At 55.7% G+C, this 17,934-nt stretch carries 17 protein-coding genes; 3 read left to right on the plus strand and 14 right to left on the minus strand.

What is annotated here, in order from left to right:
• Positions 1-28: 28 nt before the first annotated feature.
• The 14 genes from KIS77_16385 to uvrC all read right to left on the minus strand — a co-directional run bounded on the left by KIS77_16385 (position 29) and on the right by uvrC (position 14,146).
• The gene (locus KIS77_16385; GenBank protein ID MCW5923921.1) at positions 29-1,402 is read right to left on the minus strand and encodes an alginate export family protein; all 1,374 of its coding nucleotides are present in this window, start codon (positions 1,400-1,402) and stop codon (positions 29-31) included.
• 2 nt (positions 1,403-1,404) lie between these two features.
• Positions 1,405-1,848, minus strand: coding sequence for a DMT family transporter (locus tag KIS77_16390; protein ID MCW5923922.1), 444 nt, complete (start codon positions 1,846-1,848; stop codon positions 1,405-1,407).
• A gap of 7 nt (positions 1,849-1,855) precedes the next feature.
• Positions 1,856-3,643 carry an amidohydrolase gene (locus KIS77_16395; GenBank protein MCW5923923.1) on the minus strand — a complete coding sequence of 596 codons (1,788 nt, stop codon included), beginning with the start codon at positions 3,641-3,643 and terminating at the stop codon, positions 1,856-1,858.
• Positions 3,644-3,653: 10 nt separating this feature from the next.
• Positions 3,654-4,394 (minus strand): hydrolase, encoded by a 741-nt coding sequence (locus KIS77_16400; protein MCW5923924.1) that lies wholly within the window; start codon positions 4,392-4,394, stop codon positions 3,654-3,656.
• Between the two features lie 102 nt (positions 4,395-4,496).
• Positions 4,497-5,411: a helix-turn-helix domain-containing protein gene (locus tag KIS77_16405; GenBank protein MCW5923925.1), complete on the minus strand. Its 915-nt coding sequence runs from the start codon at positions 5,409-5,411 to the stop codon at positions 4,497-4,499.
• Positions 5,412-5,666: 255 nt separating this feature from the next.
• Positions 5,667-6,164, minus strand: coding sequence for a hypothetical protein (locus tag KIS77_16410; GenBank protein ID MCW5923926.1), 498 nt, complete (start codon positions 6,162-6,164; stop codon positions 5,667-5,669).
• A gap of 211 nt (positions 6,165-6,375) precedes the next feature.
• Positions 6,376-7,119: a succinate dehydrogenase/fumarate reductase iron-sulfur subunit gene (locus KIS77_16415; GenBank protein ID MCW5923927.1), complete on the minus strand. Its 744-nt coding sequence runs from the start codon at positions 7,117-7,119 to the stop codon at positions 6,376-6,378.
• A 169-nt stretch (positions 7,120-7,288) separates the two neighbouring features.
• Positions 7,289-9,100, minus strand: a complete 1,812-nt coding sequence (locus KIS77_16420) for a fumarate reductase/succinate dehydrogenase flavoprotein subunit (GenBank protein ID MCW5923928.1) — start codon at positions 9,098-9,100, stop codon at positions 7,289-7,291.
• 243 nt (positions 9,101-9,343) lie between these two features.
• Positions 9,344-10,147, minus strand: coding sequence for a hypothetical protein (locus KIS77_16425; GenBank protein ID MCW5923929.1), 804 nt, complete (start codon positions 10,145-10,147; stop codon positions 9,344-9,346).
• 256 nt (positions 10,148-10,403) lie between these two features.
• On the minus strand, positions 10,404-10,817 hold the full coding sequence (locus KIS77_16430) for a hypothetical protein (GenBank protein ID MCW5923930.1): 414 nt from the start codon (positions 10,815-10,817) through the stop codon (positions 10,404-10,406).
• Positions 10,818-10,823: 6 nt separating this feature from the next.
• Positions 10,824-11,066 (minus strand): hypothetical protein, encoded by a 243-nt coding sequence (locus KIS77_16435; protein MCW5923931.1) that lies wholly within the window; start codon positions 11,064-11,066, stop codon positions 10,824-10,826.
• Between the two features lie 109 nt (positions 11,067-11,175).
• Positions 11,176-11,742, minus strand: coding sequence for a YdeI/OmpD-associated family protein (locus KIS77_16440; protein ID MCW5923932.1), 567 nt, complete (start codon positions 11,740-11,742; stop codon positions 11,176-11,178).
• A 153-nt stretch (positions 11,743-11,895) separates the two neighbouring features.
• A complete protein-coding gene (locus tag KIS77_16445) occupies positions 11,896-12,180 on the minus strand; it encodes a hypothetical protein (GenBank protein MCW5923933.1) in 285 nt (94 codons plus the stop codon).
• A gap of 133 nt (positions 12,181-12,313) precedes the next feature.
• Positions 12,314-14,146 carry an excinuclease ABC subunit UvrC gene (uvrC, locus tag KIS77_16450; protein MCW5923934.1) on the minus strand — a complete coding sequence of 611 codons (1,833 nt, stop codon included), beginning with the start codon at positions 14,144-14,146 and terminating at the stop codon, positions 12,314-12,316.
• A gap of 124 nt (positions 14,147-14,270) precedes the next feature.
• Here uvrC and dinB point away from each other — a divergent pair, with 124 nt between their 5' ends.
• From dinB to KIS77_16465, 3 genes are all read left to right on the plus strand, one after another.
• Complete coding sequence (gene dinB / locus KIS77_16455) at positions 14,271-15,353, plus strand: DNA polymerase IV (protein MCW5923935.1); 1,083 nt, start codon at positions 14,271-14,273, stop codon at positions 15,351-15,353.
• 58 nt (positions 15,354-15,411) lie between these two features.
• Positions 15,412-16,530: a hypothetical protein gene (locus tag KIS77_16460; GenBank protein ID MCW5923936.1), complete on the plus strand. Its 1,119-nt coding sequence runs from the start codon at positions 15,412-15,414 to the stop codon at positions 16,528-16,530.
• A 99-nt stretch (positions 16,531-16,629) separates the two neighbouring features.
• The gene (locus KIS77_16465; GenBank protein ID MCW5923937.1) at positions 16,630-17,931 is read left to right on the plus strand and encodes an aminopeptidase; all 1,302 of its coding nucleotides are present in this window, start codon (positions 16,630-16,632) and stop codon (positions 17,929-17,931) included.
• Positions 17,932-17,934: the final 3 nt, after the last annotated feature.

The raw sequence follows: 17,934 nt of genomic DNA on the forward strand, positions 1-17,934 counted from the left end.
GCCTTTCTCCCTGAATAGTTCCCTCCTCTCAATACTTGAACTGCACCGTCACCGCCGTGAAAAACACATCCTTTCCCGCACCCACTTCGCGCAGATATGGCCCAGCGGCAAACCAAGTACCTTCCAATTGAAGGTTGAAATGCCGATTGGGTTCCCAAGTGACATTGGCGCCGAGTTGATTGCCGATGTGCCGCGCGGAGGTTCCGCGCCCAGAGTAGATGGGCCGCACATTGGGGCCATAGATGCCGTCGGCGAGGCTGTACCGCCAGAACACGTCGTAGTCCGCGCTCACGCTCCAGGTTTTGCCCAGCGGCCACTCGATGCAAGGATGGAAGTCCATCATGTTGGCCGGGCCGATGAGCGCCGCGAGGCCAAAATAAGCGCCGCGCGGGAAGAGCGGGTTGAAGGTTTGCAGCGCCCCGTCGTCGTGGGCGCGGTCGCCGCTGATGATTTCGGTTTTGAGGCCGAGCACAGGTTGGTTTTTCACGCCTGTGAGCGTGTAGCGCAGGTGCAGCGAAGCCGTGTAGGCGCTGATTGTTTTGTCCAAAAAATCGCCAAACTGGTACACGGCCTCGCCGTCGTACTGCCACGCGCCGCCTTTGCCCCAGATGCGCGTCCCGAAGGAATGCCGCCGTTCGCGGCCCCTGCCGTCGTCGAAAACACCGTTTTCCGTGTAAAACCCGAGGTAGTACAAATCCACGTTTTTCAAGAAACGGACTTGATTGGTCACGGTGTAAAGCCCCCACAGCGAAGCGCCGGGCGGCACCACGCCGTCGTCGAAAATGCCGGGGCGGTCGGTCACGGCGCGGGCGACAAAAGCATCGGCCCGAAAACGTGCGGTCTCCCGGACGAGCCGTGCGGCATCGAACGTTTGGCGATTGTTCGGACCTTCGCGCACGGCCACAAGGCGCTGCGACCCGAACGAGAACTCTTGCCGACCCGCTCGGGCAAGCCATTTGCCAAAGGAAAAATCGCCGAAAAACTGGTGAAGGTCCAGCTGGTTCTCGTCAATCTGGCGCGGCGGCTGTGGCCTGTTGGCCATGAAGTTGCTTTTCAACTGGGCAAAAAGCCTCGATTTTTTCCCAAAATGAAAATCGGCGTGAAAGAGGTTGCGGAGGTAAAGAAAACCGTCGTCGTCGGGCGGCGCGTCGCCCCATTCCTCGTTTTTGTAGAACTGGTATTGCCAGCGCAGCTCGCCGCCAAACGAGCGATAATGCGCCTGTTTTTTCCCAAGCGGTTTGTATTTCAAATGTTTGTACCAATGCTCGCTGGAATCGTTTTGCAAAAAAGAATAGTCCTCGTTGAAGCGCAAACTTTTGAACGCGGGAAAACCCTGTGCAGCGGTTTTTTGCCAAAAACCGCTCGAAACAACGAGCAAAACCGCAATAATAGATTTTTTCATGGTCAAAAACGGCGAATCAACACCACGCCCGCGACGATGAGCACCACCCCGAGCAGCCGGTAAAAATTGATGGGGTGTTGCTCGGCGACGAGGATTTTGAAATGGTCGAGCAAGAGCGCAACAAACAGCTGGCCCGCCACAATCAACCCGAACGTGAGCGGCGCGCCTAGACGCGGAAAGGCCAAAATGGTGATGGTGACATACACCGCTCCAAACACTCCCGCCGACCAAGCGACGGCGGGCACCTCGCGCCATTGCTGCCACTGTGCCGGCTGACGGGTCACGAGCAGGTAAAGCACCAACGCCACCGCGCCAATGACAAAAGACAGGAAGGAGGCGTGCACCGGGCTTTCGAGTGCCTTGCCGACTTTGGCGTTCAGCCCGGCCTGCACGGGCAACATGGCTCCCGCAAGAATGACAATCAGAATCCAGAAGATTTTGTCCATGCACTGCTCATTTTTTCTGATACCCACCATAAAAATTCACGGGCGACCACACCGGAATGGCAGCGGGGATGGGTGGTGCCAGCTGGCTGAATTCGCCCGCGCCGTACACCACTTTGCCATCCACGATGGTCAGCACGGATTCGAGTTGGAGGATGGCCTCGTCGCGCACTTGGAAATAGTCGTCCGAGAGCACACAGAGGTCGGCCAGATAGCCGGCCTTGAGCATCCCCCGGTCTTTTTGCAGGCCGACCAACTGGGCGCTGCCTTGCGTGTAGAGGCGCAGCGCGGTGTGGCGGTCGAGCAGGTTTTCGGCGCTGGTGAGCGGAGTGCCGCCGACGGTTTTTCCGGTGGTGAGCCAGTACAGACCGACCCAAGGGCTGAACGAACTGACCCGCGTGCCATCCGACCCCATGCCGACGGGGATGCCCATGTCGAGCATTTTTTTGATGGGCGGGGTGGCTTCGGCGGCTTTTTTGCCGTAGCGCCGGACGAAACTCTCGCCCTGAAAGGCCATGCGATACTGCACGGCGATGCCGCCGCCAAGGGCTTTCACCCGGCGCAGGTTTGCCTCCGAGATGGTCTCCGCGTGGTCGAAAAACCACAAGAGGCCATTCAGCGGGGTTTCGCGGTCAATCTCCTCGATGACGTTGAGAAACCGCGTGATGCTCTCATTGTAGGTGGCGTGGATGCGGAAGGGCCAGCGGTTTTTGACCAAAAGGCTCAATACCGCTTTCAACTGGCCTTCCATCGCCGGGCTGAGCTCGGGGCGGGGCTGGTCGAAGTTTTCAAAATCCGCTGCGCTCGCCACGAGATTTTCGCCACCGCCTTGCACATAGTACTCGATGCCGTGCGCGTGGTCGTCGCAGCCCTGCCCGATTTCGACGGAGCGAATCCAGCGCGTGTAGTCGTCGAGTTCTTTGCCTGCCTTTTGGGCAAACAGGTAGTAGGGCAACCGCAGCGTGAGGCCGCCTGCCGCGCAGAGCGAGTCGGTGATGCCGTAGTCGTCGGGAAAATTCTGAAAACCGCCGCCCGCGTCCATCACGGCGGTGAGTCCGAGTCGGTTGAGTTCGAGCATGAACCGCCGGGTGGAGTTGAATTTCTCCACCTCCGTCAGTTCGGGCAATTTGGCCAGCGTCGAGTAGAGCAAAAAAGCGTTCGGCTCGGCCACGAGCAGGCCAGTGGGTTTTCCGCTTGCATCCTTTTCGATGAGGCCGCCGGGCGGGTTGGGCGTGTTTTCGTCAATGCCCAACTGCTGCAAGCCTGCTTTGTTCAGGTATGCGTGGCCATACAGGTACAGGATAAAGGTCGGCACCGCGCCGGTAGCCTCGTTGATTTCGGCCAACGTGGGGAAGCGTTTTTCGGCGAATTGGTGCGGGCTCCAGCCTCCCACCACGCGCACCCATTGGCCCGGCGGCGTGCGGCGGGCCTGTTCGCGCAGCATCTGCATGGCGCGGGCGAGGGTGCGCACGCCGTCCCAGCGGAGTTCGGTGTTGTAAAAACGCCCGCCGCGAATGACGTGCAGGTGGCTGTCGAACAAGCCCGGGATGAGGCGGCGGCCTTTGGCGTCCACCGTGCGGGTGTTGGGGCCGCGCAGGGCGGTTATTTCGCGGTTGGAGCCGACTTGGAGGATTTTGTTGCCAGACACCGCGAGGGCCTCGGCTTCGGGGCGTTCGGCATCGAGCGTGGTGATTTTGGCGTTCAAAATGAGCAAGTCCGCTGTGGCGGGGCTGGCTGTTTGCGCTGCCAGCCCCGCCGCGAGGAGCCACCACGCGCAGGCGAGAATCAAGTGTCGCATGGTGGGTGTTCTATTTTTTGCCTTCTTGCGCGTTGAACATTTCTTTGGCGTACTTGATGCCAAGGCCGTAGCCGCCGCCGTGTTCTTTCGCGATGTTGTTGACGGCATCGTAGGTGGCGCCGCGTGCCCAGTCGCGTTGCAGTTCGAGCAGGTATTGGAGGCTGGTCATGGGCTGCGCGCCAGCCTGAATCATGCGCTGCACGGCCGTGTCGTGGGCTTCTTTGCTCACGCCGCCGCAGGCATCGGCGATGAAATACACCTCGTAGCCGTCCGCAAGGGCGCTCAACACTGGGCCGACGATGCAGACCTCCGTCCACAGCCCGGCGAAAACGATTTTCTTTTTGCCTTTGCCCGTGATGGCTTTGTAGGCATCCACGTCCTCCCAAGTGTTCATCGTGGTGCGGTCAATGATTTTTTCGTTGGGGAACACGTCGGTGATTTCCGAAAAAATCGGCCCGCTGAACGACTTGGCGGCCACGGACGTGATGACCGTCGCCACGTTGAATGTCTTGGCGGCCTTGGACACGAGCGCAGCGTTGTTGCGGATGATTTCGATGGGGTGCGACTGGGTGGCAAAGGCCATTTGCGGCTGATGGTCAATCAGGACCAATGTGTGATTGGCGGGGTCGAGCAGTTTGGGGCTGGGCTTGGCTTCGGCGACGGCGGGACGGGTGTTTTGAAAGTTGAGGAGCAGCAAAGCGGCAGCGGTGATGCCTGCGAACAGGGCGATTTTGTTGTGTTTGAATTTCATGTTGTTGACAGAGATGTTATCGTTTCAAATAATCGTCTGTCAAAACCGCCGAACAGTCTCGACGTTGTGCGGAATGTTCGGCACTGCTTGCGAAAAAGGCGGTTAGCTGTTGCGGTACTCAAGTGGGCTTAGGCCGGTGTGCTGCTTGAAGAAGTTGGCAAAGTGTGCCGGGTCTTTGAAGTTGTACTGGGCCGCGATTTGGTTGATGCTCGTGTTGGTGTGCTTGAGCAGGGTCTTGGTGACGCTCAGCAGCTTGTTGTTGATGTGGTCTTTGGGCGACAGGCCGCTCACGTTCCGCACTACCTCGGCCAAGTGCTTGGGCGTGACGTGCAGGTTGCTCGCAAATTCCGACACGCTTTTCATCTGCTCGATGTCGCGGTCGAGATTGTAGAGGAATTCAAGGGTTATTTCGAGGCTGCGGGAATTTTCGGTCAAGTGTTTTAGGCTGCTCGCTGCCTGTTGCGCAGCATATAAGTCGTTGACTTTGTGCAGCAAAATACGGGCGTAGAGCTGAATAAGCGGCAAAGCCGACGTAGTGCGGGCGAGATTGGCATACTCGGCGAGCAATTTTTCAAAAACCTCCGTCAGTTCGGTGTATTGGGTATCGTTGACGAAAAAGAGGGAGTTTTCGGTGGGCACCAAAAACGGAAAATCCCGCAGGAGCTGCGCATTGGCATGGTGGAACTGCAACAGGTCCTCTTTGATTAAAAGGACATAGCCGTCCCAATCGGGGTCGCACTGAAAGCTGATGAGCTGGCCGGGCTTGAACAGCACGACGCACTGCGCGTCGTGCAGCGCGTGCTCTTTTTCAAAATAACTGATTTTGAAGGCCGACTGGGTCATCAAGCCGATTTGGTAAAAGCACTGCCGGAACAACGGCATTTTACCGACGACTTCGCGGCCCACCTCGCGCAAGCGAAAAACGTGCACGTCGTCGTGCACCGAGCGCACCCGTCCGTTGGCGGCGGTGTGGAATTCGTTGAATTCGTTGAAAGTGGGGATGCTGCGGAACGGCACGAGGATGATGAGACAATTGAAGTGGCAAATTTACACCTTGATTCGGTAGGATTTGTCAGTTCACCATGATTGGCATCCCTGATTTTGAACAGATTGCGCTTTTAGCCATGCCCAAAACCTAGCGGCGCGAAGTAATACTGATGCTGAAAACTTGACGATGCGAAGTGTGCATACAGCTCCCCCACACACACAAATCTTCAGTTGCATGGTCATTTGAACAAACCCGTTTCGACGAACTAGAAAAACTTGCAATGCTCAATCGTACGAAGGCTCCGCGTGCTGCTCCGGCCGAGGCTGTAGCCGATGATTCGTGATAAGTCGAGCGCAGGTGTTCCAGCGCAGGATGGCATCGTCGTTGCCAGACGGGCGCACGGTCTCTGCCTTTTCATAATGCTCCATGGCATCAGCGAGCCACTCGTAAGCGGCAAAATGGTCGCTGGCTTTTCCGCGCCTCAGCATGGCACTGCCCTGCCGCTCGCAGATAATGCCTGCAAAATAGTGGCGCTCGTAGTCAGTTTTCAACAAAGGAAGAAGTTGGCGGGCGGTGTTCACATTGACTGGTGTGTGCCCGCCAAACTGGTCCGTGATGGACAAAATCATGGTGACAACTGCCGCGTGATTTCCCGGCTCGATGTCCAATATGTCCTGACAAATGCTTTCCGCCAAATGCGGTTCGTTCAGCAGGCGATAGCGCTCGGCTTTTTGCAGGGCTTCCGGGATACCTTGTTTGGAAATAGGTTTGAGTTGAAACATAATCTATTGTTTTGGTTGATGGAGTTGATAAAGGTTGATAAAAGTTGATAACGGAGGGCATACCGCGATTTATACCTTGATTCGCTAGGATTTGTCAGATGAACACGATTGATGCTCCTGATTTTGAGCAGATTGCGATTGTAGCTATGCCCAAAACTTGGCGGCGCGAGGTATACCAACCTTCATCAAGCCTCCTCAACCTCCATCAACTTTATTTCTTGAACAGCCTTAAAAACCAAAATAGCGGGTCGTAAAACCTGTCCACCACCCGTTCTTTCAATGGAATTATGGCGTTGTCGGTGATATGGATGTCCTCCGGGCAGACGGTGGTGCAGCATTTGGTGATGTTGCAAAGGCCGATGCCGTCCTGCTGTTTCAAATCCGGCACGCGGTCTTCCACGTCGAGCGGGTGCATTTCCAACGCAGCGGTATAGACCAAAAATCGCGGGCCGATAAACTCGTCGTGCATCTGGTGTTCGCGCAGCACATGGCACACATTCTGACACAAAAAGCACTCGATGCACTTCCGAAACTCCTGCACCCGGTCCACGTCTTCCTGAGCGATGCGCCAAGTGCCGTCCGCCGCGTCGGGTTTGCGCGGCTTGAATTTCTTGATTTTTTTCTTGACTTCAAAATTCCACGACACATCCGTCACCAAATCCTTGATTAAGGGGAACGCTTTCATCGGCTGTACCAGCACGGGCTTGTCGAGTGGCAGCTCGCTCAGGCGCGTCATGCACATCAGGCGCGGCACGCCGTTGATTTCCGCCGAGCAGGAGCCGCATTTTCCGGCCTTGCAGTTCCAGCGCACCGAAAGGTCGTTGGCCTGCTCCGCCTGAATTTTATGCACGGCATCGAGCACCACCATGCCCTCGTCGGTGTCGGTGGTGTAGGTTTCAAATCGCCCGTTTTCGGTCGAGTTGCCTCGAAAAATAGTAAAAGATGCGGTCGGCATGATACTGGTGATTTGTTTATTCGCGGATTTGGTGATTGGAGGCGCGTTTTACCGGATTGTTTTTTCGACGGGATTTACATGGTTGACAGGCTCGTAGCGCAAAAAGGAAAAAATCCTGTAAACCATGTAAATCCTGTCAAAAGATAAGAAACAACACCTGTAAGTGGCTTCATTTCATTTCCTCGATAATCTCTTTCAAATCAGGTCTCACTTCCGAGCGCGGCTGCCGCACTATCTCCATTTCCCCACCCGCGCCTTTTCTAATCACGAGGTTAAAAGTACCGCTTTCCGCGTCTTTGTTCGGAAAATCTTCGCGGAAATGCGCGCCACGGCTTTCCTTGCGATGGAGCGCCGCCAGCGTAATCGCTTCCGAAACAGTCAAGAGATTTTGCAAATCGAGTGCCGTGTGCCAGCCTCCGTTGTACTCGCGGTTGCCGACGACGCGCACCTTCGCGGCGCGTTCGCGCAGTTTTTTTAATTCAACGGCGGCTTTTTGCATTTCCTCTTCATTGCGAACGATGCCCACGAGGTCTTGCATCATTTCCTGCAAATCGTATTGCACTTGATAAGGGTTTTCGCCGTCGTTGCGGTCGAAGGGCGCAAGCGCCTCGTTCATCACCGTTTTTATTTGCGCCTCGTCTATTTTCCCATGCTTATTTTCTTTTGCAAAAATAGCCGCGTGCTCACCGGCGCGTTTTCCAAAAACCAGCAAATCCGAAAGCGAATTGCCGCCCAAACGGTTCGCGCCATGCAAACCGGCGGCACATTCACCGGCTGCAAAAAGCCCCGGCACGGTGGACATTTGCGTGTCGGCATCCACCTTCACGCCGCCCATCATGTAGTGCGTGGTCGGCCCCACCTCCATCGGCTCTTTCGTGATGTCAATGTCGGCCAATTTTTTGAACTGATGGTACATGCTCGGCAGTTTTTTCTTAATCACGTCTGTCGCGTTCGGGATTTTCGCTTTTATCCAGGCGATGTCGAGAAAAACGCCGCCGTGCGGGCTGCCCCTGCCAGCCTTGATTTCCCGCACGATGCAACGCGCCACATGGTCGCGGGTCAAGAGTTCCGGCGGGCGGCGGGCGTTGCGGTCGCCTTGTGTGTAGCGCCAGCCTTCTTCCTCATTGTCAGCCGTTTGATTTTTGTAAAGGTCGGGAATGTCGTCGAACATGAAGCGGCGGCCTTCCTTGTTGAGCAAAATGCCGCCCTCGCCGCGCACGCCTTCTGTCACCAAAATGCCGCGCACGCTCGGCGGCCACACCATGCCCGTCGGGTGAAATTGCAAAAACTCCATGTCGAGCAAATCCGCCCCTGCGTGGTAGGCCAGCGAATGGCCGTCGCCCGTGTATTCCCAACTGTTGCTCGTGATTTTGTAGGCTCTGCCCACACCGCCCGTCGCCAACACCACCGCTTTGGCGCGAAAGGCTTTGAACCTGCCGCGTTCGCGGTCGTAGCCAAAAACGCCGACCACGCGCCCGCCGTCTTTGAGCAAAGTGACGACGGTAAATTCCATGTGCACCTCCATGCCGAGGTGAATCCCGTGGTCTTGCAGCGTGCGAATCATCTCCAGCCCCGTGCGGTCGCCGACGTGTGCCAGACGCGGGTATTTGTGGCCGCCGAAGTTGCGCTGGAGGATTTTGCCGTCTTTCGTGCGGTCGAAGAGGGCCCCCCAGGCCTCCAGTTCGCGCACGCGAGCGGGGGCTTCTTTAGCGTGGAGCTCGGCCATGCGCCAGTTGTTCAGGTATTGGCCGCCGCGCATGGTGTCGGTGAAATGGACTTTCCAGTTGTCGCGCTCATCCACGTTCGATAGCGCGGCGGCGACTCCGCCTTCGGCCATCACGGTGTGCGCTTTGCCCAAGAGGGATTTGCAAATCAGGCCGACCGAAACGCCGTGCGCAGAGGCTTCTATGGCTGCGCGAAGACCCGCGCCGCCCGCGCCGATTACCAATACGTCGTATTCAAGGGTGTCGAAAGATGTCATGTAGTCGAATGATTCGATTTTTTTGATTGGTTCGATTGGAAGTCAAAAGGTGTTTTAAAAAACCGCCTCTAAATGTGCGAAATCCCGCACGGTTAAAATAGAGATTCAAAGCATCCAAACCCTACGCGCACTCTACGTTTGTCATCCTGTAAGGAACCGTCCGCTCTATGAGGGTACTCGCACTCGGCTTTCCCGACGTAGAGCGGACGGTTCCTTACAGGATGACAAACGAGCGAGACGTACTCAAAATATTCTCCAATCCGTCCAAACCCCCATCGAGCAAAGGCGGATGTAAATATCGGTGAAGGCCACCGAGAACAAGCTCAGCCAAGCCCAGAGCATGTGTTTTTTGTTGAAACAGGTGACACAGCGATAGGCGAGGAACCGCGCCGGGCGGCGGGAAAGTTGGTCGAGCATACCGCCCACGACATGGCGCAGCGAATGGCAGCCCGTCGAGTACGACCCCAAAAAAAACACATTGACGGCCATGACAATGGTGCCCACGCCGATGCCGAAGGTTTCCTTGCCGGTGGCAGGGTCGGTGAACCACATTCCTTTCCAGACATCGTAGGTGAGGATGACCAAAAAGCCGAGTGCGATGAACACGAAATAGCGGTGGATATTTTGCATGAACAGGGGGAACGACCGCTCGCCGGTGTAGCGTTTTTTCGATTCCGACACGGAGCAGGAAGGCGGGTCAAGAAAAAACGCTTTGTAGTAAGCGCCCCGATAGTAGTAGCAGGTGAGGCGAAACAAACCTGGCGCCCACAAAATGAGCAGCGCGGGCGAAAAAGGCAGCCACGAGGGCCACCAACCCGGCTTGGGGCCAAACACGGCGTGTGGCGAACTGCCCCACAACTCCGGCGAATAGAGCGGTGACAAATACCCTTGATAGGCATAATGCTCCCCCTGAAACGCCGCCCAAGTGGTGTAAATCACAAACGAGGACAGCACGGTGAAAACGAGCGCGGGGCTGACCCACCAGGGGTCGCGGCGGTAGGTGTGGCCGAGGCGGGGGAGAGTGTGGGAGATGTTTGTGTTGGGCATAGGCGGTGAGCGGAAGAGACAAGTTGTTGGTTCTCCTTTCAAGGCAAAAATAATTTCACCTACCGGATGCGCAAATTTTCTGTTGGCTTTTTTAGCGGAAGGGCGAAATATCTGTCGGAAAATGAATTTTTAGGCTGGTTTTTGCAAATGAAGATGTGGTGTGGGGTAGGAGTATTCCCACATCCTGCCCGAAAATCCAAATCATAGCGGGGGAATTTTGTGTTGGGGCGAATTTTTCTTTGTGGGAGGGGGCGTATCAGAGTTTTGCTCCCTTCGGCATCACCTCAAAAAACATCGCCGAGCGGGAGAAAAACACGTCGAACTCCATGAAGAAGTTGGTTTGGCCGAGTAGCAGGGGTATGTTGTCGGCTTTTGTCCAAGCGAAAGCCAACTCCGTTTGCGGGCAACCTTCAATGAAGGCATTGACAAAAACGATGCAGGCTTCAAAAGCGGAAAGGTTGCCACCAAGTCGGAGCGGCATTTTTTGTTCTTCCCAAATCAGACCCAATTCCAAGCCGGTAGAAAACGGCAGCACGTTGACGGTTGAACCAGTGTCGAGTAATCCATGTGTTTTCAACTCGCGTTCTTCGAGGCTCAACGTGAGTGGCAAGAAGGGCATAAACGCGCCCTCGCCCTTTTGCGTTGGAAGTGAGGTGAATTCAAAGCGCATCGCCTGTCAACCTTTGGATTGTCGGTTTTTGATTGCTTGCAACATCTCCGCCGCCGCCTCATAAGAATCATAAGGCGACCAAACAGGGTAAACCTCTTCGGGCAACGAAAATTCATGTTGTTGTCTCGACAACTCCGCCGCCAAAAACTGAATGATGTACAATTTTTCGTGCGGCTCCAACGCTCTCAACGCGGGCAGCAGTTGGGTGGCGTTCGAGATGGAGACAGTGGAATTTGCAGCGGATGACATGGCCGGTAATTTTATTTTCTTGCAAATTTACACACTTTCAGCAACGCCGCGACATCCTGCCCAAAAAACCATATCATCGCGGGGGGGGTGGTAAGAGGCGGGAAACCGCTCACGGCATCGTTCCGTACATTTTTCCCTGTGCGGTCATTTTGAGCAAATAATTGAGCCGCTTGATGGCTTCGTCGCGGCGGCTGTCGCCTCGGATTTCGGTTATCCAACCGATTTTGAGGCGCTTGTAGTGATGCGGGAACTGCTGAAAAATTTCCCAAATCTGCGGGTCTGCTTTCAAGGCTTCCTCGAGCCAAGCGGGCATTTCGAGGGGGGCATCGGGTGAGCCGATTTGAGCGGCGATAGGCTCGATGCCTGCTGGGGTCATCAGGCCGAGGCGCTGGAGCTTCCACACGCGCTGGCGGTTGAGTTCGGAAAGAAAGGATTTTTTGCGGCGCGGGGTGATGCGCTGCACGGTGCTGTCCTCATCATATTTTTTGCTGATGCCGTCAATCCAGCCAAAGCATAGGCACTCCTCCACCATGTCGTCGTAGGGTAGCGAGGGCTGGCCGCTGGCTTTTCGGAAGGTGCGGAGCCAGACTTCGGTTTTGGTTTTGTGATGGGCTTCGAGCCAAGCTCGCCACTCGGCGCGGTCGCGGGGGTAAAAGACTTCGGTAATCTCCATTATTTACAGACTAATTTGGGCATTAATACCATGATTCGCTAGGATTTGTCAGACAACCATGATTGCTCTCCCTGACTTCGATAGATTGCGCTTTTAGCCATACCCAAAACTTGACGGCGCGAAGTGTACTTTAAGAAACGAAATCGCGGCGGGGTCTCAAAACCCCAACAAATCCACCAAGCCTTTCAGGATGCAAACGGCCCCGACGGTGGTCAGCAGATACATACTGGTCGCAAAGGACAGTTCGGTGTCGTAGAGAAAAAAGTTGATGCCGAAACTCACGGCCATCAGAGCGATGCCGACACCAAGCCATTTCAACCCGCGCTGAAAAAGGCGCTCATGTTTTTCTTTCAGGACAGCATCGGAGGGCGGTGTGTCGGGCTCGTGCGCGGTGTCGGCATCTGAGGCAAAACCTTGCGAGGTGCGTTGCAGTGGTTCCATCGTATGCTCCGTTTTGTGAAATTCCTTTTTTTGGTGAAAAATCACTCGTGAAACGCGGGCCTTCGGGCTGCAATGGTAACGGTTATTGGGCAGTCAGGCAAGAAAACACCGACATCATTTGCATGGTTTGATGTTAACCGGAGGCGTTGGCATCGAAATAGGAGGCCACTTTCCCCGCTGCCGCCTTCCCCACAACCTTTTCGATTTCAGCCGCCTCAGCCGCCCGCAGTCGCGTCAGCGAGCCGAAATGAGCGAGCAGCTTTTCCGCCGTTTTTGCGCCGATGCCGGGTATTTCGGTGAGCTCGGTTTTGATGAAGTTCTTGCTGCGCTGGTTGCGGTGGAACGTGATGCCGAAGCGGTGCGCCTCGTTGCGGGCTTGCTGGATGAGTTTGAGTGATTCCGACTTTTTGTTGATGAGTGCCGGCACCGGGTCGTCGGGGAAAAAGATTTCTTCGAGGCGCTTGGCGATGCCGATGACGAGCATTTGGCCTTCCAGCCCCAATGCCCGCACGCTTTTCATGGCCGCGCTAAGTTGGCCTTTGCCGCCGTCTATGATGACAAGCTGGGGCAACCCCTGCCCCTCGGCGAGCAGGCGTTTGTAGCGGCGATACACCACCTCCTCCATGGAGGCAAAGTCGTTGGGGCCTTCCACCGTTTTCACGTTGTAGTGGCGGTAGTCGCGCTTGGAGGGTTTGGCGTTTTTGAACACGACACAACTCGACACCGGGTTGGTGCCTTGCAGGTTGGAGTTGTCGAAACACTCAATCCAAAGCGGCACGGCTTCTATGTGCAAGTCGGCTTGCAGGGTGCGCAGGATGCGCTCTGCGTGGGTTTGCTTGCCCGTGGCATTGGCAGCCTGTTTTTTCTTTTGCAGCAGGTGGTATTGCACGTTTTTTTCCGACAGCTCGAGCAGTTTTTTCTTGTCGCCGATTTTTGGGACGGTGACAGTCCCTGCCCCGGCCCCTCCCCAATAGGGAGAGGGGAGCGTTACCTCGAACGGCACGATGATTTCCGGCGAAATGCTTTGAAATCGCTCTCTCAGGTTTTGAATTGCGTACACGAGCAAGGTCTCTTTGTCCTCGTCCAGATTCTTCGTCAGTGTGAGCGTGTAGGTGTGAATGACGGCGCCGTTCACGACTTTGAGGTAGTTGACAAAGGCTTCTTTCTCGTCGTCGGCGATGGCGAACACGTCCACATCGCGGATGTTGGGGCTGACGACCGTGCTGCGGCCTTGATAGTCCTCAAAGAGCGAGAGTTTTTCTTTTAGCAGTTGCGCTTGCTCGAATTGCAGATTTTCCGCCGCCCGCTGCATTTCTTCTTTCAAATGCGCTTTCACGGCGGCGAAATTGCCTTTCAGGATGTTTTTGATTTGCTCGATTTTTTGATTGTACGCCTCCTCCGTTTCCAGTCCCACGCAGGGCGCCGCGCAGTTTTTGATGTGATATTCGAGGCAGGGCTTGAATTTCCCTTTCGAGATATTTTCTGGCGAAAGATGGAGCGTGCAAGTGCGGAGCTGGAAAAGTTTGCGAATCAGCTCGATGATTTGCTCCACCCGAAATTTTTGCAAATAAGGCCCGAAATAGGTGGAGCCGTCCTTGATGACTTTGCGGGTCAGGAACACGCGGGGGAATCGCTCGCGTTTGATGCAGACGTAAATCAGGGGCGATTTTTCGTCTTTGAGCATCACGTTGTAGCGTGGCTGGTGTTTTTTGATGAGCGAATTTTCGAGCAGCAGCGCGTCGTGTTCGGTCTCCACAATAGTGAACTCGATGTGGTGGGCGTGACGCACGAGCACCTTTGTCTTGGCGAGCTGGTATTTTTTGTCGCCGAAGTAGGAGGAGAGGCGATTGCGCAAGTTTTTTGCCTTGCCGACATAGAGGATAGTGCCCTCGGCATCAATGTATTTGTAAATGCCCGGCGCGGTCGGGATGCTGGGGGCAAATTCTTTGAACTGCTCGTTGGTCATGGGGACAAAATTATGTCACTCCTTCGAACAGCCGCCTGATGGAGGGCGCGATTTGCTCAAAATCATGGTTGTTTGGAAAAACCAACCTATCACGCCATAAATTTGGGCCAACGCACACACACCCTTGCGCAAAATCATACACATTGACATGGACGCTTTTTTTGCGTCGGTAGAGCAGCGCGACCACCCCGAGCTGCGTGGAAAGCCCATTGCCGTGGGCGGCGGGGGGCCACGCGGGGTGGTGGCGGCAGCCAGCTATGAGGCGCGGCAGTTCGGCGTGCGCTCCGCCATGTCAGGGGCAAAAGCGCGGCAGTTGTGTCCTCAATTGATATTCGTTCGACACAATTTTGAGCAATACAAGGCTGTGTCGCAGCAGATACGCGCCCTGTTCGCCGAATACACGGACCTGGTGGAGCCGCTTTCCTTGGACGAGGCTTACCTTGACGTGACGAACCCCAAAATGGGGCCGCCTTCTGCCACGCTGATTGCGCGCGAATTGAGGCAACGGATTTTCGAAGCAACACAACTTACAGCATCTGCGGGGGTGTCGTACTGCAAATTCTTGGCGAAAATGGCCTCCGACCTCAACAAACCCAATGGCATGGCCGTCATTCTGCCTCACGAAGCGGAGGCATTTTTGGAAAAATTGCCTATCGAAAAATTTCACGGCATCGGCAAATCCACCGCCGCGAAAATGCACCGCATGGGCATCCACAACGGCTACGACCTGAAACAACATTCCCTGCTCGAACTGGCTCGGCGCTTTGGCAAGGCCGGACGCTTCTACCACAACATCGTGCGCGGCATTGACGAACGACCCGTGCGCAGCCAAGGCGTGCGCAAGTCCATCAGCACCGAGCATACGTTCGCCACCGACCTCGACACCACAGCCGAAATGATGGAGCGCCTGACAACCATTGCCGAGGCATTGCAGCAACGCATCGAACACGCCGACAACCCGGGCCGAACCCTCACCCTCAAAGTGAAATACGCCGATTTCCACACCGTCACCCGCTCCAAGACGCTTGAGCACGACATCGCCACTGCCCCCGAAATGCTCCAATGGGCCGCTTCCTTATTGGCCGACACGGAAGCCTTGACACGCAAGGTGCGCCTGCTGGGGCTGGGCGTGTCGAACCTGCGCCGCGAGCACGAGCAGCAGCAGGCATATTTTGGGCCGGGCGAGCAGCTGACGTTGGATTTTTAGCGAATACGGTGCAAACAAAGACGGCAGATTCGCACTGCCTTTCTCCTACTTTTGCGGCATGGCTTTTAAAAACCTGCTGCACTTGCTACCCTTGATGGTGGTCGCCGCCCTGATTTTGCTTTCCGACATTTTCTCGTTCGATGCCCTCCGGCACCCCGCCGCACAAGGCTGCTTGCGGCTTTGCGAAGCATATTTCGAGCGTTGGAGCGGCATCTCCGCGCATAGTGCCCCTGTTGGATGGGCAGATGGCTACCCGATGGCAGGCGCGGTGTTGCGATTTTGGGTGCCGGATGCTGCGTTGGCTTTGCAAGTGATTTCGTGGGTATCAGCGGGTTTGGCGGTGTGGATGTTCGAGCGGCTGCTACAATTGTGGTCGCCTGGCACCTCGCCAGCGTCGCGGTGGGTTTTCGCAGGGCTGGGGCTGGCGATGTCGCCTTTTTTCATCAAGGCAGGCCTCTCGGTTTTGCCCGATGCGTTGGGGCTGTTGTTTTTTTTGGTGGCGCTGTATGTGGGCTTGCGCGTGTTGGAGTCGAGACGCCACAAAAGCGCGGCGTGGGTGGCGATGTGGGCCGTATTGGCTGGAGTCACTCAATGGAGCGCGTCGGCTTTTTTGATGCCATTTGTGGTGGCCATTGGGTGGCGGATGATGCGTCGGCAGCAATGGGGCTGGGTGTTGGCGATGAGTGGCGTGGGCGTTGCGACGCTGGGGGCTTACTGTTTCTGCTCCTCGTCGGCGCTTGGCTTTGATGCCCCGGCATGGCAAGGATGGTCGCTGGGCAATTTGTTCAGGCGTTCCTTCCAGTCTTCGCCGGGCGGCCTTTCTCAACATCTCTTGCCCAACGGCCTCTACATACTCGCTCCGCTAGCGCATCCGGGCTTTTGCCTCCCGCTTTCCCTGCTCTTTTTGATGGGCAAAAAGACCGATTTTCACCACGCCGCTCAAAAAATACTGCTCCTGAGTCTGGTGCTTTTTGCCCTCTTCGTCGGCGGCCTCCCCGAACAGGAAATGCGCTACTTGCTGCCGGGATTCACGGTGCTGCTCCTGTTCCTCTTTCCCGCTTGGGACAGGGTGTTTGCCTATGGCTTTTATTTTTTCCGAAGACTTACGTTCACCATTCTTTTGCTTGCGTTGGCCATCCAAGTCGTTTCGAGCGTTTATCTGGTGTTTTCAGGGTGACGGCCTTGCGCCGCGACCTCCGTTTTTCAAAAATCTCGTAGATTTACCCCCACTTTTTTTCCAATAAGCGTTTTTCAGCAAAAACAAAAACTACGCACTATGAAGAGAATAGCCCTTTCCATGCTGCTCGCCCTGTTCGTGGCGGGCCTTTTCGCCCAAAAACAAGAACCCTATCAATTCAAAGACATCAAGCGCCTCGCGGCCACCGAGGTAAAAAATCAGGACAAAACCGGCACTTGCTGGGCTTACAGTACCGCCTCCATGCTCGAAAGCGAAGCGCTGCGATTGGGCAAAGGCACCACCGATTTGTCGGAAATGTTCATCGTGCGGCACATCTATCGCCAAAAGTGCGAGAACTATGTGCGGCGGCAGGGGACGGCCCAATTCGGCGAAGGAGGCCTCGCACACGATGTTTTTCATGTGGCAAAACAACACGGCATCGTGCCGGAAAGCGCCTATCCCGGCCGTAAAAACCCAAACAAACCCCGCGACCACAGCCAACTGGAAAAAGACCTGAAATCCATGTGCGACGATTTTGTGGCAAAAGGCAAGGCTGGCAAACTTTCCGCCGATTGGCTCGCCAAGATTGACAGCGTGCTCGACGCGGAGTTTGGCAAAGTGCCTTTGCAGTTCGAAGTCGGCAGCACGATGTTCACCCCCGCCTCCTACCGTGACTTCCTCGACATCAAGCCCGACGACTATGTGAACATCACATCGTTCACCCACCACCCTTTCTACGAAAAATTCATCCTCGAAGTGCCTGACAACTGGGCCAACGGGATGTATTACAACCTGCCCATCAACGACATGATGCGCTGCCTCAACTATGCCCTCCAACAAGGCTACTCCGTCGCTTGGGATGCCGATGTGAGCAACATGGGCTTTTCGAGCGCCAACGGCATCGCCATCGTGCCACAAAAAGAATGGGCCGAGCTCAGCCTTGCCGAGCGCCAAAATGCCTTCAAAACTTGGGAGCCGGAGAAAAGCATCACGCAAGAATACCGTCAGGAACTCTTCGACCGCCAAGTGACGGTGGACGACCACCTGATGCACATCGTCGGGCGGCTCGACGAAGCACACGGCGGCGACTTCTACGCCGTGAAAAACTCTTGGGGCGAAGTGTCAGACCTCAAAGGTTACCTCAACGTGTCGGAAGCCTATATGCGCCTCAACACCATCGCGTTCACCTTGCACAAAAACGCCCTGCCCGCCGATATTCAGCGCCGCCTCGGCATTCAGCCCGACGTGCCGAAACCTTCCGGCCCCACCATGCGCCCGTCCAAAACTACGCCCACGAATGAAAAACCAAGCGACTCGCAAGTGTCGCCCGCCAAAATACAGCCCAGAGTGAACACCGTACAACCCAAGACAGCACCCAACAAAAACGTATCCGACAACTAATTC

The organism is Saprospiraceae bacterium (assembly GCA_026129545.1).
Taxonomy (GTDB): Bacteria; Bacteroidota; Bacteroidia; order Chitinophagales; family Saprospiraceae; genus M3007.